The 19,072-nt window shown below is 70.7% G+C and carries 16 protein-coding genes; 7 read left to right on the forward strand and 9 right to left on the reverse strand.

The features are described from left to right. Positions 1 to 3: 3 nt before the first annotated feature. Complete coding sequence (locus ACU610_RS21290) at positions 4 to 174, reverse strand: hypothetical protein (RefSeq protein ID WP_446769687.1); 171 nt, start codon at positions 172 to 174, stop codon at positions 4 to 6. An 83-nt stretch (positions 175 to 257) separates the two neighbouring features. Continuing rightward, positions 258 to 437: a hypothetical protein gene (locus tag ACU610_RS21295; protein ID WP_446769688.1), complete on the reverse strand. Its 180-nt coding sequence runs from the start codon at positions 435 to 437 to the stop codon at positions 258 to 260. 497 nt (positions 438 to 934) lie between these two features. On the opposite strand from ACU610_RS21295, the gene ACU610_RS21300 reads away from it, so the two are divergent. The 4 genes from ACU610_RS21300 to ACU610_RS21315 are packed head-to-tail and all read left to right on the forward strand — an operon-like array spanning position 935 to position 5,217. Then, positions 935 to 1,528, forward strand: coding sequence for a hypothetical protein (locus ACU610_RS21300; RefSeq protein WP_446769689.1), 594 nt, complete (start codon positions 935 to 937; stop codon positions 1,526 to 1,528). Between the two features lie 2 nt (positions 1,529 to 1,530). After that, on the forward strand, positions 1,531 to 3,036 hold the full coding sequence (locus ACU610_RS21305; RefSeq protein ID WP_446769690.1) for a hypothetical protein: 1,506 nt from the start codon (positions 1,531 to 1,533) through the stop codon (positions 3,034 to 3,036). Further along, positions 3,029 to 4,774, forward strand: a complete 1,746-nt coding sequence (locus tag ACU610_RS21310; protein WP_446769691.1) for a DEAD/DEAH box helicase — start codon at positions 3,029 to 3,031, stop codon at positions 4,772 to 4,774. The genes ACU610_RS21305 and ACU610_RS21310 overlap by 8 nt, the downstream gene beginning before the upstream one ends. Before the next feature lie 29 nt (positions 4,775 to 4,803). Next, the gene (locus tag ACU610_RS21315; RefSeq protein ID WP_446769692.1) at positions 4,804 to 5,217 is read left to right on the forward strand and encodes a hypothetical protein; all 414 of its coding nucleotides are present in this window, start codon (positions 4,804 to 4,806) and stop codon (positions 5,215 to 5,217) included. 26 nt (positions 5,218 to 5,243) lie between these two features. Here ACU610_RS21315 and ACU610_RS21320 read toward each other — a convergent pair whose 3' ends face one another. Continuing rightward, positions 5,244 to 5,705 (reverse strand): very short patch repair endonuclease, encoded by a 462-nt coding sequence (locus ACU610_RS21320; protein WP_446769693.1) that lies wholly within the window; start codon positions 5,703 to 5,705, stop codon positions 5,244 to 5,246. A gap of 27 nt (positions 5,706 to 5,732) precedes the next feature. Then, positions 5,733 to 6,986 carry a DNA cytosine methyltransferase gene (locus ACU610_RS21325; RefSeq protein ID WP_446769694.1) on the reverse strand — a complete coding sequence of 418 codons (1,254 nt, stop codon included), beginning with the start codon at positions 6,984 to 6,986 and terminating at the stop codon, positions 5,733 to 5,735. 186 nt (positions 6,987 to 7,172) lie between these two features. Here ACU610_RS21325 and ACU610_RS21330 point away from each other — a divergent pair, with 186 nt between their 5' ends. The 3 genes from ACU610_RS21330 (at position 7,173) to ACU610_RS21340 (ending at position 10,847) form a co-directional block, all read left to right on the forward strand. Beyond that, positions 7,173 to 8,981 carry an AAA family ATPase gene (locus ACU610_RS21330; RefSeq protein WP_446769695.1) on the forward strand — a complete coding sequence of 603 codons (1,809 nt, stop codon included), beginning with the start codon at positions 7,173 to 7,175 and terminating at the stop codon, positions 8,979 to 8,981. Positions 8,982 to 9,015: 34 nt separating this feature from the next. Continuing rightward, the gene (locus ACU610_RS21335; protein ID WP_446769696.1) at positions 9,016 to 10,404 is read left to right on the forward strand and encodes a hypothetical protein; all 1,389 of its coding nucleotides are present in this window, start codon (positions 9,016 to 9,018) and stop codon (positions 10,402 to 10,404) included. A gap of 143 nt (positions 10,405 to 10,547) precedes the next feature. Then, positions 10,548 to 10,847, forward strand: coding sequence for a hypothetical protein (locus ACU610_RS21340; protein ID WP_446769697.1), 300 nt, complete (start codon positions 10,548 to 10,550; stop codon positions 10,845 to 10,847). Positions 10,848 to 11,010: 163 nt separating this feature from the next. On the opposite strand, the gene ACU610_RS21345 is transcribed toward ACU610_RS21340, so the two are convergent. The 5 genes from ACU610_RS21345 to ACU610_RS21365 all read right to left on the reverse strand — a co-directional run bounded on the left by ACU610_RS21345 (position 11,011) and on the right by ACU610_RS21365 (position 18,745). Continuing rightward, complete coding sequence (locus ACU610_RS21345) at positions 11,011 to 11,370, reverse strand: TY-Chap domain-containing protein (RefSeq protein WP_446769698.1); 360 nt, start codon at positions 11,368 to 11,370, stop codon at positions 11,011 to 11,013. A 71-nt stretch (positions 11,371 to 11,441) separates the two neighbouring features. Next, positions 11,442 to 12,485 (reverse strand): hypothetical protein, encoded by a 1,044-nt coding sequence (locus ACU610_RS21350; RefSeq protein WP_446769699.1) that lies wholly within the window; start codon positions 12,483 to 12,485, stop codon positions 11,442 to 11,444. Beyond that, positions 12,482 to 15,784, reverse strand: coding sequence for an AAA family ATPase (locus tag ACU610_RS21355; RefSeq protein ID WP_446769700.1), 3,303 nt, complete (start codon positions 15,782 to 15,784; stop codon positions 12,482 to 12,484). The genes ACU610_RS21350 and ACU610_RS21355 overlap by 4 nt, the downstream gene beginning before the upstream one ends. 31 nt (positions 15,785 to 15,815) lie before the next feature. Continuing rightward, complete coding sequence (locus tag ACU610_RS21360) at positions 15,816 to 16,985, reverse strand: exonuclease SbcCD subunit D (protein ID WP_446769701.1); 1,170 nt, start codon at positions 16,983 to 16,985, stop codon at positions 15,816 to 15,818. Positions 16,986 to 17,035: 50 nt separating this feature from the next. Then, on the reverse strand, positions 17,036 to 18,745 hold the full coding sequence (locus ACU610_RS21365; RefSeq protein ID WP_446769702.1) for an ATP-binding protein: 1,710 nt from the start codon (positions 18,743 to 18,745) through the stop codon (positions 17,036 to 17,038). Between the last annotated feature and the right edge of the window lie 327 nt (positions 18,746 to 19,072).

Below are 19,072 nucleotides of genomic sequence, written 5' to 3' on the forward strand. Positions count from 1 at the left end.
GGATCAGCCGTCGGCGGCCTCCGTCGGCCTGCACCGGCAGTCGAGCCGCTCGACCCGGATGCGTCGGCTGCTGGGCTGGTCCAGCAGCTCGACTGCCCTGGTCGCATCCGGGATGCGCATCAGCTCGGCGGACAGCGTCGGCAGGCGGACGAACCCGCCCTGGTGGGTGGACATGGCAGCCACGGTCCGGCGGCCGGCGGTGGCGGCACGGGTCTGCCGATCACCGTGCCGCCACCCCGCCTGCCCGGGGCAAGTCGCTACTTGCACAGCTGGCGCCGGCACTCCTCGATGGCTGCGCCTGTGGCCCACCGCCGCGAGTTCGCGACGCAGACGAGCATGTCGTCCCGCCCCCGCTCCGTGGCGGTCTTGCCGTCAGCGCGTCGGGTGGTCCGGCCGGCCTCGCGCATGCGCTCCAGCGACTCCTCGCTCACCGACATCACGCCTCCTCCGCTCGCCGCACTCGCGCGACAGCGTGGATCTACCCCCACGGGTAGGCGCCTCCATGCCGACCGGGCCCCCCCGACGACGCGGAGGCCGAGCTCCTGGGTCGTCTCGTGCGGTCCCTCGCGTCCATGACGACCGACGAGCTTCGCGCGGTCGAGGTAGCGATCGGCTCGATCTTCACCACGCGCGCCCGGTGAACAGATGTGTGGACCGGGCGGGCCCGGGGCTGGTCGGCACCCGGCGGTCCGCCTCACGGCGGGGGTCCCGCCGGCCCCTACCTGACTGCGTCACCCGGAGGAGCGACACGCCGTGCATGGTTGCCCGTCCTCGTCGGTGCCCCTCAGTACACAGGCGGTGTGCGAGACGCCTTCGTTCATGAACCGTCCGGGGTGCAGCCCCGCCCGTCTGACGAGCCTGCTGCGCAGGTCGACGCGGCAGAACTTCTTCGGCGGCCGTGTCACGCGGCGGGTGTGAATCGGATCTTCCTCACGTGACGGAGACAACGGGGGGCGACAGTGCGGAGGGTCTCGAGGACCTCCAGCGGGCGTTGAGCGACCGCTTCTTCCTCGGGCTCGTCGAGCAGTTCCGGAAGCAGTTCGACAACGTCGGTTCGGCCGAGGTCGAGGACGCCGTCGCCGCCGCGGTCGAGAAGCTGCTCAAGCGTCTCGAGCGCGGACCGGTGGGCAGTGTCAGGTCGTACCTCGCCAAGTCGGCCTTCAACGAGCTGCGCAAGATCACCACCAGACGTCGGGAGATCCCCGTCGAAAGCCACGCGGACCTTCCCACGGACGGTCCCGATGAGAAGGTCCTTCGCCAGCAGGCGATCGAGCTGGTCAAGGCCGAGATCCGCACCTGGGAGAACGCCAACATCAAGCACGTGATGCTGGTGTACGTCGACATGATCGTCGCCGGCGACGTGCTGGAGACCGACGAGGTGGCCGAGATCGTCTCCCAGAACCTCGGCGAGGACATCAACCCCCTGTCCGTGCGCACGTGGAAGGCGCGCGGGATGCGCAAGCTCCGCGAGTTCATCGAGGACGCCGAGCTGTCCGAACGTCGCCGCGCCGTCGGCGAGAAGGAGTGAAGGTGACGATCAACATCGACGACACGCGTGTCCGACGGGCCATGCGAGACCTCATCGCGGAGATCGAGGTCCTGTCCGCGGATTTCGGCCCGCAGGTGCAGGAAGCGGTGGAGGCCGCCCGCGACGCGGAGATCTCGGCCGACATCGCGGAGCGGCTGTACGCCCGGATCCTCGTGCTGCTGCGCAACGCCACCGGGGTCGGGAACGACGAGGACGTCGCCGACGAGGTGCGCCGGCTGCTCGGCACGGCGGACGACGAGAAGCCGTGGGGCAAGGTGAACCTCGTCGAGCGGAATGGCCTCAAGCCGCACCTCGTCCAGCCGGTGCCCACGTTCAACAACATCTCCGTGCCGATGTGGGAGGGGTACGTGGATGTCAGCGAGATCGACCTGTGGAGAGAGAACCACCGTGTCGAACTCCAGGTGGCGGAGTTCCGCGACCGCAACCACCGAGAGCCCGAAGACGAGGAACTCCTGCAGTTGATGTTCGGCGAGCTCTACCTGCCGAGCCTCGACAAGAAGGACCCCTTCAAGATCAGGCCCCTCGCCAACAGCATTGCCCGCAAGGGCGTCGAACGACCTCCCATCCTCACCAGCGACGGCGAGCCGAAGGACGGCAACCGGCGGTTGGCCGCTGCGAAGTTCGTCCTGACGAAGGACGGCTTCGCCACCGACGAGCAGGAACGCGCACGTTGGGTGAAGGTCTGGGTCGCGCCGCCGGAGACCACGCCCGACCAGTTCGAGGCGGTCGTCGTCGCGCTGAACTTCGAGGACGACCTCAAGGAGAAGTGGCCCGAGTACGTCAAGGCGCGCTTGGTCGTCCGCGACTACCGCAAGGACCGCGACGACATCCGCGGCAGCATCACGGCCGCCCAGGAGAAGCGGCTCAAGGAGAAGATCGCGCACCAGTACGCGATCACCGTCCGTGAGGTGACCCGCTACATCCGGATGGTCCGATGGGCCGACGAGTTCGAGGACTACCACATCGCGCAGCGCGGGATGGACGCTTCCGAGGTGCGGTACAAGGCCGACGAGATCTTCCAGTGGTTCTACGAGATTGACGCCGGCAAGGCCGGAGACAAGATCACTCCCGACCAACTCGACGATGACGACGAGCTCAAGAAGATCGTCTACGACCTGATGTTCGAAGTCATGGACACCGGTGTCCAGGTGCGCAGTCTGCACAAGATCGTCGCCGACGAAGGGGCGATGGAGCAGCTTCAGACCGCGCACCAGCTGCTCGAGCAGCAGGACAAGAAGGGCGCGCTGGAGCTGGTCAGGGAGGCCGTCATCACGGCCGACCGGAAGACCGCCGCGCGGAAGAAGATCGGTTTCGAGGGCTTCCTCATCTCGTGCGTGGACCGGCTCGGTGGCGCCCCGCCGGACAACTGGCGGTCGCTGACTACCAAGCTGCTCATCGACCTCGAGCGGGTCTTCCGGGCGAGCTTGGGGACGATCGAGGCCGAGCTCGTCGTCCGTGGCGAGAGGGCAGTGACCGGGCATGACTGACTCCGGCGGTCGCGCGCCGCGTGTCGGCCTGAGTCACGACGGTCAGCACTTCGCGGTGACCGGCGCCTCCACCGTCACAACGAAGGCGTTCCTCACCGCGGCCGGCGTACCGGCCCCTCTCCGGGTCCGGGAAGGAGCCGTCCTGGTCAACCTGGGCCACTCGAGCGCGCTCGTGAAGGGCGGCCACGGACTGGAGTGGGACGAGGCGGCCCGACGGCTGGCGGAGAACCGCGTGCGAATCTGGGGGCACGCGCAGGACGTCCGCCGGCGGTGGCAGGCGATCACCGCCGGCGACGCGGCGGCCGCCCGATCGCAGATCGCGGACTCCGCCCTCGCCGACCGGCTGGACGACCACCAGGCCCGCAACGTCGCGGCGCTGACCGTCGACGGGGGGTGGGGCGGCTGCGTGTTCGATGAGCAGGGCACCGGCAAGACGGTCACCATGATCGCCGCGTTCGACCTGCTCGTGGAACGCGGGCTCACCGACACCCTGCTCGTCGTCGCACCCAAGAGCATGGTCGCCGAGTGGAAGACGGAGTTCGAGCGGTTCACCGGTGACCTGTACCGGGTCGCCGTCGCGGATGGCGACCGGCGCGCGAAGGCGCGGGCGCTGTTCGCCGGGGCCGACGTGGTCGTCGCGAACTACGAGACCCTCGTCGCCCTCGAGGACGAGGTGGTGCGGCTGGCGCGGCGGACGCGGCTGACCCTGGCCGTGGACGAGTCCTTCAACGTCAAGAACCACGACGCCCGCCGCACGGCCGCGGCAGTGCGGGTCCGGGAGTGGTGCACTCATGCCTTCGTCCTCTGCGGAACCCCGGCACCCAACACCGCGGGCGACGTCATTGCCCAGTTCGACCTGGTCGACTTCGGATACACGTTCGCCGGCCTCCGGCTTGACACGGACCGCGAGCGCGCCCGGGAGCAGATCCGGGCCCGGCTGCACGACCGCGGGACCTTCGTCAGGAACCTCAAGCAGTGGGTCCTGACCGACCTCCCCGGGCGGACGTTCACCGAGATCCCGGTCGAGCTCGGCCCCCAGCAGAGGGCCGCCTACGAGGCCGCGCTCAACGACCTGATCATCGACCTGCAGAGCACCGACGACGAGGCGTACACCCGGCAGTTGCAGAGCTTCCTCGAGCGACGCACGGCCCTCCTGCGGATCTGTGCAGACCCCGCTCCGGTCGTCCCCGGATACGACGAGACGCCGGCCAAGCTCGAGGCGCTCGACGCCCTGCTCGGGAACCTCGTCGCAGAGCACGGCGAGAAGGTGATCGTCTGGTCGTTCTACCGCTCGAGCCTCGACCGCATCGCCGCGCGGTTCGCGCGCTACGGCCTCGTCCGTGTAGACGGATCGGTCACCGAGGCCGCGCAGCGCCGCGAGGCCGTCCGGCGCTTCCAGGAGGACGACGACGTCCGGATCTTCCTGGGCAACCCTGCAGCGGCCGGCGCCGGGCTGACGCTGCACTCCGCCCGGTATGCCGTCTACGAGTCGCTGTCCAATCAGGCGGCCCACTACCTGCAGAGCCTCGACCGGATCCACCGGCGCGGGCAGGAGCGGGAGGTGCGGTACATCACGCTGCTGGCGAACGGCACCATCGAGGAGTCGGAGTACCAGCGGTTGCGGACGAAGGCGGAGGCCCAGGCCGACCTCCTCGGCGACCCGTTCGACACGCCGCCCACCCGGCGGATGATGCTCGATGAGCTGCTGCAGTCGACGGCCCAGCCGGTGCCGCGGTGAGCGCCCCGTCGGCCTTGCACGAGGCGCGAGTGGCGGTCCTCGCGGACCTCGCGACGCTGGCCGGCTACACCATCGAGACGCTGCTCTACGAAGGCCAGCGGCCGGACCTGGTCCGCCTGCACCCTCGTCGGCCATCGCTGCTCGTCGGTGACGGTAAGGCCACCGAGGTCCCCACCGACGCCGCCACGAGGATCCGCCTGGGCGCGTACGCGGCCGCGGCTCGGGCCTGGCTGCGGGCCGGCGTCGACGTCCACCTCTGGATCTGCCACGGGCCCGTCTCTCAGGGGGACTGGTTGACGTGCCTCGTCTCCGCGGCGGAGTCTGCCGCCCTACTGACATCATCCGCGCAATCCGCGGAGTTCGATGCGTCCACGTTCGTTAGCTGTGTCCACCTGCGCCGGCGCGGTGGGACGCCAGGAGGCTCGGGCTTCTCTACAGCTTGACCGGTGTGCGTGCTCGAGTAGGCGATCTAGGAGGACTGAGCCGTCGTTCCCCGTTGCTTCACGACGTCTCGTACGCGAAGAGCAGCGGTCTGAGGGTCTTCGTGCTCCCAGACGCGGACGCTGACCCACGCAGCCGCTGCGAGTAGACGGTCGGTTTCCTTGTCCCGAGCACGGTTCCGGTCAACCTTCGCTACCCAGTACGCGACGTTCGTTCGAGGCGGAGCCCAGTGGTCAGGACAGCCATGCCAGTGGCAGCCATCAACGAACACGGCGACGTGCTGGCGGGGAAAGAGAAGGTCTGCAGTGCGCCGCAACTCAGGCAGAGGGCGCGCGCATACGCGGTAGCGCAGGCCGAGAGCGTGGACTGCCCGTCTGAGTCGCAGTTCCGGCAGCGTATCTCGGCCCCGGTTGCCGACCATGACCTTGCGGGCATGCTCCGAGGACGCCCACGGGCGCCGGCTCGGCGGAGCCGGCGCCCGTTCTCCCATGCCCTCGAGCGTAAGGGCTGAGCTGCCCTAGACGGCTGCCGGAAGCTCCAACTGCTCCGGAATCAGGAGATCTCGCTTGGCAGCGAGCACGTCCTCGCCCGACTCTCCCCTGATCGCAAGCAGTAGCGCCTCAGCCATCGTCCGCGCCAGTAGTGGCGGCACGGCGTTCCCGATCTGGCGGTACTTGGACGTCAGGTTTCCGTAAAACCGGTAGGAGTCAGGAAAGCTCTGGATTCTCGCCCCCTCGCGAGCCGAGAAGGCACGATCTTGGATCGGATGCGTGTAGGCCCCCGTCGTCACATTGCCGAACTGCGTGATGATCGTGTAGCTCGGACGGGTGCGCTCCGGACGAGCGAACAAGTTCGTGCCGTCGGTGCGCCGGATCTTCGCGAACCGCTCGGGGAGGAGTTCGACAGGGATCTCGCGCCACGTCTGCCCCTCACGGACGTGCCGGATCAGGTCGTAGTGCACCTGTGGCAGCACCGGACTCTGGTGATCGAAGAGGAGTGAGTTCTCGCCCCGCATGAGGGCCTGATACTCGCTCTGCGGCATGGTGCGATACCGACTCTCCTCCTCACCTCCGCCGTCGGGGAGCACGGGAAGATCGCTGATGGCGTCCCACAACGTGCGGTGCGGAGCCAGGTGCGGGAACTTCTCCTGGCGTCGCCGCTCCCAAAGTTCGATCGCATCGCGACGCACGGCACCCATGTGGGTCTGGCGCGGCCACGGGAACGCGGCACCTGTGCGGGTTCCTACGACGAGGAGTCGGCGGCGAAGTTGCGGCACGCCGTAGTCCGCCGCTAGCACGATCTTGTGAGCGACGCGGTAGCCGTGCGCTTCGAAGGCTGCGAAGACGCGACGACCGAAGGATCCGCGGTCGAACCAGAGCAGGCCTGGCACGTTCTCGAGGAGAAACCACTCGGGCCGCAGTTCGCCGACAAGCCGGGCGAACTCTCGGTACAGGAGGTTGCGGGGGTCGTCCTCGGATGCCCAGGCGCCTCGACGCCCCTGCGTCGAGAAGCCCTGGCAGCTCGGGCCGCCGATCATCACGTCGACCTCGCCGAAGCCGGTCTCCGACAGCAGGTCTGCCCCGCTCACCCCTCTGACGTCAGTGCACAGCACCTTCGCGTCAGGGTGGTTCGCCGCATGGGTGTTGCAGGCCTCCTCGTCGAAGTCCAAGCCGAGACCGACTCGAAAGCCCGCCTGCCGGAACCCCTCCGACAGCCCTCCCGCACCGGAAAAGAGATCGATCGTCCGCGGGCCGTCGGCCATGTCCCCCATCGGTTCCCCTTCGTGATCTTACAGTGGTGTAACTCTATGAGACAGAAGCCGATTCGTCGAGTAACGACTCCGACCTCGGCGAGCGGACCGTACGGGTGACCACCGACAACCCACGCCCCGGCGGGGTCGGCGGCCGGGGCCCTAGCCTCAGCACGGGAGGATGCGTTGAGGATCAGCAGGGATCGTGTGGCGCAGTCCGCGGAGCGGCTGCGCGACCTTCGGCTCGGACGCCCTAGCTTCGCCTTCATCAGTTGGCTGGCGGCGAAGTGGGCAGGCGCCGCGGCTACGCCGATGGACGTAACCAGCGATGACTACAAGTCGTTCGCCGATCGGTTCTTCGGCGTGACCGGTCCGGGCCCGTTCAAGTGGTACGACCCCTTCACGCCGCAGTGGTGCGCCGACGCGGGAAACGGTGGGTGGCCGGTCGGCACAGTCTGGACTCAGAACAAGCCCAACCGCATGTCCGCGAAGCTCTCGGCGATCTTGGAGACCTCCAACGATCGTCGGGTGGGCGGCGTCCAGACGATGGCGATCGCGACCCGAGCAGGGTCACCTGGGTACTTCGCCGGACTGCAGGCGGTGGTGCCGGCGGAGAAGAAGGTTCCCCTGCTGGAGCTTGCGGTGTGGCGATACCGCTCCGCTGTGCCGCCGGGTGCGACGTCGCACCGCCAGCTCGTTGAGATTCTCGCGGACGAGTTGCACCTCACGCCGGAGGAGCGGGCCCTGGTGTTCCTCGAGCCGGATGAAGGTCAGCTGACCACAGTTCCCGACGATGACTGGGCTGACGAAGACCTAGCCGGGCTCCTCCCAATCCAGCCTCGAACGGTGACTCCGGACCCCACGCCCGGTCCGCTCACGCAAGAGCCGGGGGACGACTACGTCGCACTCGAGGCCTGGGCGGATCTACCCCTTGAAAGCGGAGACGTGGACGCGCTAGTACTCCGCGTGCGTGCATTGGTAGCCCGCGAAAACCTCGTTCTTCCGGACCCTGATGACCTCATTGAGCGGTGCGTGCTCGGCCTTCTCGCTGGGCATCTGGTCCTCCAGGGGCCCCCCGGCACGGCGAAGACGACGCTGGCCAAGATCCTCGCTCAAGCGTTCAACTGCACCTACTGGTTGGAGACTGCGACGGCCGATTGGTCGACGTTCGACGTTATCGGCGGCTTCCTGCCAGGTCGTGGGGAGGACGGGGAGGAAGTGCTCCGTCCGTGGCTGGGACACGTCACGCGAGCGGCGGTCCGCTGCGCGGAGCAGGTGCAGCGCCATGCTGAGGATCCGGAATCGCCGGAAGGTGCCCCGCAGGCCCACTGGCAGATTGTTGACGAGTTCAGCCGCGCCGAGATCGACAAGGCCATCGGGGGTCTTTACAGTGTTCTCGGCGGTGAGCGGAAGCTGCCGCTGTGGTTTGCTGACGATCCGAAGCGCAGCGTGATCGTCATTCCGCGCCGGTTTCGGATCATCGGCACGATGAACAACGTCGACGCTTCGTTCGTCTACAGCTTTTCTCAGGGGCTCAGTCGCAGGTTTCAGTTCGTGTATCTGGGAGTGCCTCGTCAGGACCAGCTCGATGGCGAACTCGCTGCTGCTCTTCATCAAGCGGCTGAGTGGCTTGCCGTCAACTACCCCGGAGTGGCGGGGACAGATGTTGAGACGGTTCTGCCCCGACTGGCGGCCAACCCGGAAGTCGCCAAGTCCATTGCTGCCCTGCATCGGATGACTGCTCACTTCAGGTACGAAGCCGCTGGCGGTTGGCCTCTGGGGACGGCGCAACTTCGCGACGTCCTTCGGGTTGTGTGTCTGCGCGCCTTTGGCGGGTCTGAGCTGATCAACACGCTCGATGCCGCGGTAGCGGATTTGATCGTGCCGCAGATGATGGGGATAGCCCCAAGCGTTGTGCGCAGCATGGCCGAGTGGCTGAGCGACCAACCAGAGTTCCAGAGGGCCACAGCCGCCACGCGGCTCCTCCTTGATGCGCAAAGCACCAACTTCGCGTGAGACTGCTCCTCGCCAGAGCTGCCCCCGTGCGGGGGTGGGTAGCAACGTGATGGTTCCCAACCAGGAGCCGCGCAGGCCGCCTAGCGGGCAACTAGGCGAAGTCGCCCGCTCAGCGGCAGTGGGTGCGGCCCTTCCGCTGGTCGCCACGTACTTCGTTGGTGGGACGACGTTCTCGTTGACGGGCGCACCGCGCGTCGCCACTCAGTCCGGGCTGCTTGGCGCAGACGTCGTGAGTGCCGACCGAGTTGTCGCTGCCATCCGGCTGCGCGTTGCTCTCGTCGCCGGAAGTAAACTCGCGCAGATTGTTCGCAACGTGGCTGTCACCCCGAACTTCCGCTACCGACGTGCATCCGAGGACCATGTCGGGCAACTCCGCGGGCGGCTCGACGTAGTGCGGTATCTCCGAGAGCGTGGACGGGTAACTGTGCCGCGAAGGTATCCGGTGCACGTCATTCAGCGGGACAGTGCTACCCCAGAGAATGTCCTCGTCGCCTTTACCCTGCGTTGGATGCTCCGCGAACTGGACGCTGCTACCGGGCTGATTTCCCCGCCCCCCGGGAGTGCGGAGGCGCGTGATGTCGCAGCCCTGCGGAGTGATCTCCTCCGACTGCATGGTTTACCGCTGGTTCAAGATGCGGTAAGCGCGGCAGACCGCGTGCGCGGCAGAGAGTCCCTCGGCGGCCTACTGGAACGTGTGGAGGCCCGGCTCGCCGCCGGGCACGTCGGGAGGCCTGCCGCCTACACGGAGCTGACACAGTGGGTGACGGAATCTCTGGCCGGTGAGCCTGTGGTGCAGCCTGGGGAGGTTGCCGCGGCGTTCTACGGCGAGGAGTTCGACACCCGGCTCTTCGAGTTGTGGTGCCTCGCCAAGCTCGCCGAAGCGCTGACGGAGGTTCTCGGGGACCCGATCGAGGCCTCCACCGACTTCAGCCAACGCGACCAGCGGCCGGTGTTTGTGTTCGCGGCCGGTGAGAGCCGGGCGGAGGTCTACTTCCAGGCCAGCCTCAAGGCGCTCACTGGAGCAGATGCTCTCTGGGTGTACGAACCAGGCGACAGACCGCTCGCTGGAATCCCCGACCTTGCTGTGCGGTGCGTTCGCGCCGGGAAGTCGGTATCCGTCCTGCTGGATGCAAAGTTGCGGCAGCGCAAGGGGCCACCCAGCGAGGAGATCTACAAGGTCCTGGGGTACTTCGCCAACATGCCCACATCGGCGGGACCGGAGCGTCTAGGCGGAATCGTCTTCCACGACCCCGCCGGCTTTCGAGCTGTGGATACCCGGCGCTACACCCTCCGGCAGGGGACAGTCGGCCTACTTGAAGCTGTCGGTGTCGATCCGGCAGATGATCCAGGGAGCCGGGAGGCGTTCTCCGTGCTGGCGGCTCTGGTGATGAGGGCGAGCAGACGCCTCAGCGAGAGCTCATAGGTGACAGCCAAGATGCTGGGCTCTCTTCGGCCGAGACCATCGGGGCGATTGTCTACCCCCTCCTGACTGCGGGCGAAGCTCGAGGGGCGGACATTCTGCAGTGCCTACGCACGGCTGGATCCACCTCAACGCGAGAAGGCGAGATGGCGTTGGAGTACCAGGAGTACTTGCAGCAGGTTGACCGGGCCGCGGATGCGACCGGCGGGAAGGTGGTGTCCCTCGCCGGCGGCTACTTCGGTGTGCAGTTGGATGTCGACGGCGCCTACCTGCTCCTCGCTCTCGATCTGGATTCGGAGCCGTCGAACGGGTGGGTCGCGTGGACCGAGGATCGCAACGGCGAGCGGTGCTGCGATGAGGCCGAAGAAGTCGTGGGCTCGTGTGACGTCGCCCGATTGCGCGACCGGGCGATCGCCGCAATCGGCCGTCACGTCCACGCGGTCTGATTAGAGGCGACCGCCCGGGAAGCTTGGTGAAACCGGGAGGTTCGACGTCCATCAATCCGCGTCCTCGAACTTCCGCGTGTCCGACAGCTTCGCGTGCCCGCCGAGGAACGGGCCGTAGGCGAAGTTGGCGGCCGCCGATCCGTTCCGGGTGTGCGGTGGATCGTCAGCCCAGCTCGATGCCCTCGACCTCGGACGCCTGCATCCCGAACACCTCGCGGACGATGCGAACGACCAGTTCGGTCGCCTCCTCGGCCGTGGCCGGTTCATACACGTAGTTCGGGTCGGGGGCGGTCACGTCGACGCCCAGAGCAAGCAGTTGCGCCAGCGCCTCGGGGGAGTGGACCCGTTCGCCGAGCGCCTCGTTGCTCGAGACCTCCACCCGCAGCTTGCCGATGTTGCCCACGATCCACTGGACGTACCGGTCGGAGTTGGTCAGCGTGAGGACCGCGAAGTCCTCCCGTTCCTCCTCGACCGCGTCGACCGCCTCCCGGGTCGTCTGCCTCACCTCATCCCACGTCTTCATGCCGCGCATTCTGCGGCACGGCCGGGACACCACCGATCACCGCGCCGAGGCCGGTCGGCGCGGCGTCGGGATCAGGCGGCGGCAACGCGCAGAGCCCGGTACAGCAGCCGCGGATCACCCAGTCGGCGGCGCAGCTCCCGCTCCAGCCCGGCGATCGGGTACAGGTTCTGCGGAGCGCGGGCGTCCTTGTACTCGTCCGAGGCGTACCGGCACAGCGTCACCGGCGACAGGTTCGCCAGGGCGACGACGTCGGCGGCCGGCAGGTCCGCCGAGCACTCCACTCGCACAATCCCCGCCCACGGCGCACCGGGCCGGCACGGCAGCCGCAGGTACCAGGCGTGCCGGTCCCAGGAGGTGCCCATCAGGAACACCGGGGTGCGCTGCCCGGGGCCCAGCGCCCCCACCATCGCGTGCAGCTCGGCCGGCAGGTAGGCGGCGCGGTGGGACTTGATGAACCCGATCGCCCGCGGCAGGTGCTGCCGGCCGCGCAGCGGCCCGTCGATGACCAGCAGGTCCTCACCGTCGACGCCGTGACCGGCCAGCTGCGCGCGGGCGGTCACGGCGACCTCCAGCTCCACGCCGGCAAGCCGCTGCTGCAGCGCCGAGGACAAGGTCACCGACAGCGGCATGCCCTCGCTCGGCGCGGTGTGGCAGGCGGTGTAGGTGCCGGCGAAGGTGGTCACGTCGACGGCGTGCGCGGCGATGGTGAACAGCCCGCGGCGGGCGTCGACGGCGAGCAAGTGCGCGCCCTCCTTGCAGCAGCACACCACCCCGCCGGCGTAGGAGGCGCAGATCGCCGCGGACGCCTCGGTCGCCGGCCCGGCCGCCGACACGTCGTCGATCCACACCCGGGCCTCCACCCGGCGGACCCCGTCGACGAACAGCACCGCCCCCGGCCGGGCCTGGTCGGCCGGCGGGTCCAGCGGCGCCCAGTCGTCGGCCGGCCGCTCGACGTCGACGTCGATGCGGGCGGTGGAGGCGCCGAGGTCGGCGTCCTCCAGCTCCAGGCTGGTGCCATAGCTGGGGTTCCAGCCGTCGACGGTGAATCGCATCCCGGCCGCCCCCGCGGTCGACCGGCCAGGGGAGGGCGCGGTAGGGGAGTGCGGGGCGCTCATGCGGTCTCCCGGGTGATGGTGGACGTGCGGGCGTCGCGGCGGACGGCGAAGCGAACCGGCACGCGCTCGGCGAGCGCGGCGACGTGGGTGATCACCCCGACCATCCGTTCCCCGGAGGCCAGGTTCTCCAGGGTGCCGGCCACAGTCTCCAGCGTGGTCTCGTCCAGGGTGCCGAACCCCTCATCGAGGAAGATCGAGTCCAGCCGCGCCGCACCGGACGCCGCCAGCGACGACAGCTGCGAGCTCAGCGCCAGCGCGAGCGCCAGGCTGGCCTGGAACGTCTCCCCGCCGGACAGCGTGCGGACGCTGCGCAGGCTGTCGGCGTCGGCGTGGTCGACGACGAAGAACTCCCCGTCGCGGTGGGTCAGCTCGAACTGACCGCCCGACAGCTCGGCCAGGCTCCCCGACGCGGTCAGCACCAGGGTGTCCAGCGCGGCGGCCTCGAGCCACTCCGGGAACTTGTCGCTGCGCAGCATGTTGGCCAGCAGCTTCGCGACCTGCTGATCGGTGACCGCGGCGGCGTGCTGCTCGGCCACCAGCCCGGCCTCGGCCCGCCGGTCGGCGATCCGGCGCACCTCGCCGCGGGCGTCGGCGACGGCCGCGGCGACCGCGGCCGGGGCGGTCTGCGCCAGCGGCCCGTCCTCGACGGTGACCTCGCCGGCGGCCAGGGTCTCGGTCAGCTCCTTGCCCAGCCGCTGTCGCTCCTCGGCGGCGGTGGCCACCGCGGTCTGCGCCGCCGGCAGCGCCGCGGCGCGCTCACCGGCCTGCTGCCCGGCCCAGCCCAGCAGCGCCTCCCAGCCGGCCAGCGCCGATCCGGGGGACAGGTCCGGTGCGCCGAGGGCGACCAGCCGGTCGCGGGCGCCGCGCAGCGTCTGCCACGCGGCCGCGTCGCGGGCGGTCAGTCCCTCGAGCGTCTCCTGCGCTCGGATGCGGGCGGTGCGGGCGGCGCGCAGCTCCTCGTCGGCGGTGTGTGCGGCCACCTCGAGCCGGTCCAGCTCGCGGAGGGCGGCAGTGACGTCGTCGGGGCTGGGGACGCCGTCGAGGCGCCGGTCTAGCTCGGCGAGGCGCTCCCGCAGGCCGCGCAGCTCGGTCGCGGCGCTGCCGTGCGCGCTGCTGGCCGCGGCCTCCTCCGCCCGGCGGGCGGCCACGTCGGCCTCGGCGGCGCCGAACGCCCGCTCGGCGTCGGTGAGCGCACCGGCCGTGGCGCCGGCGGCCTGCTGCGCGTCGGCCAGCGCGGCGGACCGAGACCGGCCGGCCTCGGCGGCCCAGGACGCCAGCGCCGTCCACGACTCCAGCAGTGACCCGTCGCCGGCGGCGGGCGCGCCGAGCGACACCAGGCCGTCGCGGGCGGTGGTGAACGCCGACCGGTGCGCGGCGGCGTCGGCCTCGACGCCGCTCACGCGGGCCTGCGCGTCGGCCCGCGCGGCGCGGGCGGCCCGCAGCGCCGCGGTCGCCTCGGTGGCCGCGGCGTCGAGCGCGTCGAGCCGGTCCAGCTCGGCCCGGAGCAGCGCCGGGTCGGCGGGGGCCGCGGACAGGGCCGCGGTCAGCGTCTCGACCCGGCGGCTGGCCGCGGTCAGCGCAGCGCGGGCGTCGGCCGCAGCGCGTGCGGCGGCGCGTTCGACGTCCTGCGCGGCGGCATGCGCGGCCACCACCTCGGTGAGCTCCTGCTCGGCGGCGTCGACTGCCGACGCCTCCGCGGCCGCCGGCAGGACGGCCACGGTCTGCTCGCAGACCGGGCAGGCGGCTCCGACGGTCAGGTGGGCGCGCAGCGCGGCGGTGCCGTCGGCGACCGCCGTCGCGTCCCGGTGGGCGCGGGCCGCGGCCACCTGCTCGGCCGCGGCGGCCAGGGCGCCCTCCGCGGCGGCGAGCCCTGCGGCGGCCTCGTCCTCTGCGGCGCGCAGCCCGTCGAGGGCGGCGCGGGCGTCGTCCAGCTCGCCCAGGGTGGCCAGGGCCCGCTCCAGCGGGGCGCGGGCCGGCGCGGTGGTGAGCGCGGCGCGGGCGGCGTCCTCGGCCGCCTCGGCGGCGGTCAGCGCGTCCTCGGCGGCGGCCAGCGCGGCCGCCGCGGCACGGGCGCGCTCGTCGAGGGCGGGCAGGTCGGCGGGGACGACGACCCGGTGGAGCGCGTCGGTCTCACCGGCCAGCCGGGTGACCTCGGCCGCGGCGTCCCTGGCGGCCGCGGCGGCGGTGTCCCGCTGCTGCCGGGCGGCCGCCAGCGCACCGTCGGCGTCCCGGTACGCGGCAGTCGCCGCGGCCAGCCGCTGCTCGGCGTCATCGACGGTCGCGGCGGCGGCGGGCAGCTGCCCGGTCAGCCGGTCGCGGTCGGCGTGGTCCCGGCGTGCCTGCTCGAGCGGCCCGCGAGCCGGGGCGGCGTCGCGTTCGGTGCGGGCCGCGGTGTCGGCGGCCTGTGCGGCCTCTTCGACGGCGCGGGCGCCGGTGAGGGTGTCCTCGGCCGCGCGCAGCTGGGCGTTGAGCTCATCGAGGCCGGCCGGGATGCGCACCGCAGTCAGCTGCGTGTGCTCGGCGGCCAGCCGCTCGGCGTCGACTTGCGCGGCGGTCAACGCGTCGTCGGCTGCGTCGAGCCGGGGCAGCGCCGCGCTGACCGCGGCGGTCAGCTCGGTCAACGCCGCGACGCGGCGTTCGGCGGCCGCCTGGGCGTCGGCGGTGGCGTCACCGAAGCGGGTCAGCTGGTCGGCTAGCAGCTGCACCCGCTCCCCGGCCAGGGAGGCGCGGGTGTTGGCGCGGCGGCCGATGTCGAAGTACAGATCGGCGCCGAGCAGCTTGAGCAGCATCGTGCGGCGAGTGGCGGGGCTGGCCTTGAGGAACGCCGCGAACTCCCCCTGCGGCAGCACGACGCACTGGGTGAAGTGCTCGAACGTCAGGCCGAGCAGTCCCTCCACCGCGCCGGTCACTCCGCCGTCGGCGGCGAGCACCTCGGTGGGGTCGTCGAGGCCGCCGAGGGCGGCCGGGTCGTCGAGCCGCTCCAGGCGGGCGTTCTTCTGCTGCACCCCCTGCCGCGTGCGACGCAGCTCGCGGGCGGCGACGTAGCGGGATCCGTCGAGGTCGAACACCAGCCGGACGGTGCCGCGGTTCGCCGTCGGAGCCAGCGCGTAACTCAGCGCCTTCTTGTTCTCCCACCGGGGCACGGTGCCGAACAGGGCGAAGGTGAGTGCGTCGATGACCGTCGACTTGCCTGCACCGGTCGGGCCAATCAGGGCGAAGTAGTCGGCGTCGGTGAAGTCGACGCAGGTCGGCTCGCGGAAGCTGGCGAAGCCGTCCATGTCCAGCCGCACGGGGCGCATGCTCGGTTCCTCTCCTCGGACGGAATCACAGTCAGTCGGCCGGGCCGGCGGTGGTCAGCTCGTCGTGCAGCTCGTCGAACAGCGCCAGCACGCGGTCGTCGGTGACGTGCGCCTCTGCGCAGTACTCGGCGAACAGCTCCCGCGGGGTGCGGCCGGTGCGGTCGGCCGCGGGCCGCCTGTCGTGCAGCGGTGCGGCGAACTCCGGGTCGATGCGCACCTCGAGGGCGTTGGGCAGCGCGTCGACGACGTCCTCGCGCAGCCCGGCGCGGGCCGGCTCGCGAACCACGACCCGCAGGTAGTCCTCCCCGAACTCGGCGGCGCGGGCGGTGAGCTCGGCGACCGTGCCGGTCACGGTGCGCAGCCGCTTCGCCGCCGTGATCGGCAGGTCGGTGATCTTCGCCGGGGTGGTCGGGGACGCCTCGACCAGGCAGACGACCGGGGTGTTGTCCTGCTCGCCGAAGTCGACGGCCAGCGGCGCGCCGCAGTACACGACCGGGCACCCCGCCGGCAGCGTCTGCCGGCGGTGCAGGTGGCCGAGGGCCACGTAGTGCGTGGTGGCAGGGAACGCCGAGGCCGGCACGTGGTACTCGAAGATGGACTGGGCGGCGCGCTCCCCGCCGCCCATCGCCCCGCCGGTGACGGTCAGGTGCGCCATGATCATGTTCACCGCGTCGCCGGAGAAGCCGGCGGTGAGCGCGTCGATGAGCTCGCGGATCATCTGGTCGTAGCTGCCGGAGTTTTCCGCCGGGGTCGCGGCGACCAACTGCGCGGCGCGGACGGCGTAGCGCTGGGAGACGAACGGCAGCACCGCCACGTTGGCCTTCTCCCCGGTGGAGCGGGCGGTGAAGGTGACCACGCCGCCCTTGTCGGCGGGGCGGACGTGGCCGACCAATGTGATGCCGGCCGCGCCCATCAGCGGCCGGTACGCGTCGAAGGTGCCGGGGTGGTCGTGGTTGCCGGCGAGCGCGATGACGTGCGCACCGGTCCGCTGCAGATCCAGCAACGTGCGCACGACCAGCCGCTGCGCGTCCGCCGACGGGGTGGAGGTGTCGTACAGGTCGCCGGCGACGAGCACGGCGTCCACCTCGTGCTCACGGGCCAGGGAGACGATCTGGCGCAGCACCGCCCGCTGCTCGTCGAGCCGGTTGCGGCCCCGCAGCGTCTTGCCGACGTGCCAGTCGGAGGTGTGCAGCAGCTTCACGATGACGTCCTCGAAGGTCGAGCCGAAGGGGGAGCGGGCCGCGGGGGCGGTCAGAACGGCGGCGGGTCGTCGTCCTCATCGTCGGCCGCTGCGGTGGGCAGCCGGCTGAACGCCGACCCGGTCGGACGGTGCGCCGGCGCCGGCGGCGGGGTGCCGCACTCGGACTGCCGGGTCGCCCACGCCGGGAACGGGAACTCCACCGCCAGCGGCACCGGGATCTCCGGCTGGGAGACGAACATCGTGCCCGGCTTGGCCAGCGTCGCGCGGATCCGCTGACTGGCCGGCAGGAAGCCGTACTCGGGTCGCCCGGCCTCGGCCGGGTCGAGCCGGCCGACGATCTTCACGCTGGAGTTGGAGACGATCCGCCGCTCCACCTCGCTGGCGGTCTGCTGCGCGCCGATGAGGATGATGCCCAGGCTGCGGCCGCGTTCGGCGATGTCGAGCAGCACGTCCTTGATCGGGCTGTTGCCCTCCCGGGGCGCGTACTTGTTGAGCTCGTCGATCATGGTGAACAGCAGGCTGCCCGGCCCGGCGGCCTCCTTGCGGGCGGTCTCGGTGGCCAGCACGACGCCGACGACGAACCGCTGGGCGCGCTCGTGCAGGTTGTGCAGGTCGACGACGGTCACCTGTCGGTCGGCCGTGGAGATCGCCCGAGTCCCGGGGTCGGTCAGGTCGGCGCGGATCAGCGGGCCCAGCGGCCGCAGCGAACTGCGCAGCCGCCGGACGAACGCGTTGATGGTGCCGGCGCCGGTGACCGGCCCGGCCCAGTCGGCGCGGGTGGTGTCGTCGTTGAGCCGGTCGACGACGACGTCGACGAGCTCCTCGTACGTGCGGCAGAGGTCCCCGTCGATGCTCACCGCGCCGTCGGCGCCGGCCGGGGTCGCCACGCGGCGCAGCTGCGCGGCGACCTGGTGCACGACCATCGTGTACTGGTTGCGCTCGTCCTCGGCGTCGGCGAACACGTAGGGGAGCAGGTCGTTCGCACAGAACTCGGTCAGCGTCCACCAGAACGACGCGACCCCGCTGGTGCGGCCGGCCACGTACGGCCGGCCGGTGGTGTCCCCGGGCGTCGGCGGCGCGTAGAACCCGACCGAGGCGAACGGCTCGGCGGGCAGGCCCAGCTCGGCGTAGGCCCCGCGCAGGTCGTCATCGAGGCGGACGTTGCCGTGGTCCAGGAACAGCAGGTCCTCGCCCTTGACCGAGAAGACCAGCGCCTTCGCGTTCACCGCCCGCGTGCCGAGCGCGCCGGAGCGGAACAGCGAGTGCAGCAGGAACAGCGCGTAGCTGGTCTTGGTCGCCACGCCGGAGATACCCGAAATGGAGATGTGCGCGCCGCGGGTCCCGTCGAGGAAGTCGAGGTTGAGGTAGATCGGCGAGCCGTCGCGGCCCAGCCCGACCGGGAGCTTGCGCTCCATCCGGTCGAAGTACAGCGCCTGTGCCCGCTCGGCACCGGTCGCGCGGCGGGCCGGCTCCCCGGGCCGTGGCGGCACGTACACCTCCGGCTCGACCCGGGTGGTGGTCACCTCGGCGATCTCCTGGACCTGGGCGGGCAGCACGCCGTCGCTGATGAGGAACACGTCCGAGCCGAAGCTGGCGCCCTCGTGCCGGGCCCGGACCTCGGTCACCACGCCGGCGGTCATCACCGGACCGACACCGGGCACTGCCCGGACGGTGACGACGACGTCGTCGAGCTGCAGGTACTCGCCGTCGGTGAGCGCGACGTGGTACTTCAGCGGGGTGGCGTCCTCGGTGCCGAGCACCCGTCCGACGGCCGACGACGTCGGAGCCGCCGACGTGTCGGACGCGCGGAGCGGCTGCACGGACAGCTGCGCAACGTCAGTGGATGCGGTGGAGTCGTCGGTAGGGCCGGACACGTGGCTCCTGAAGGGTGGTTGTACGGGTGGTTGTGCGGCTGCGGGGGGCGTCACCGTAGGGGACGTCACCGACAGTGTCCGAACCACTGCGGTTGTCACCGTGGCGCCGGCCGGCGCCGTCACCGGTGGTCCTGCCCTCCATGTCGGGAAGATCCCGTGGGGAGCACCGGCGTGACAGTTGGACCGAGGATTTCTTCGGGGGGACGTCTCCAG

The organism is Geodermatophilus sp. URMC 61 (assembly GCF_052931555.1).

Coding starts and splice junctions, on each gene's coding strand:
- ACU610_RS21290 (WP_446769687.1), bottom strand. CDS start 174: ATGTCCACCCACCAGGGCGGGTTCGTCCGCCTGCCGACGCTGTCCGCC.
- ACU610_RS21295 (WP_446769688.1), bottom strand. CDS start 437: ATGTCGGTGAGCGAGGAGTCGCTGGAGCGCATGCGCGAGGCCGGCCGG.
- ACU610_RS21310 (WP_446769691.1), top strand. CDS start 3,029: ATGACTGACTCCGGCGGTCGCGCGCCGCGTGTCGGCCTGAGTCACGAC.
- ACU610_RS21320 (WP_446769693.1), bottom strand. CDS start 5,705: ATGGGAGAACGGGCGCCGGCTCCGCCGAGCCGGCGCCCGTGGGCGTCC.
- ACU610_RS21325 (WP_446769694.1), bottom strand. CDS start 6,986: ATGGGGGACATGGCCGACGGCCCGCGGACGATCGATCTCTTTTCCGGT.
- ACU610_RS21340 (WP_446769697.1), top strand. CDS start 10,548: ATGGCGTTGGAGTACCAGGAGTACTTGCAGCAGGTTGACCGGGCCGCG.
- ACU610_RS21345 (WP_446769698.1), bottom strand. CDS start 11,370: ATGAAGACGTGGGATGAGGTGAGGCAGACGACCCGGGAGGCGGTCGAC.
- ACU610_RS21350 (WP_446769699.1), bottom strand. CDS start 12,485: ATGAGCGCCCCGCACTCCCCTACCGCGCCCTCCCCTGGCCGGTCGACC.
- ACU610_RS21355 (WP_446769700.1), bottom strand. CDS start 15,784: ATGCGCCCCGTGCGGCTGGACATGGACGGCTTCGCCAGCTTCCGCGAG.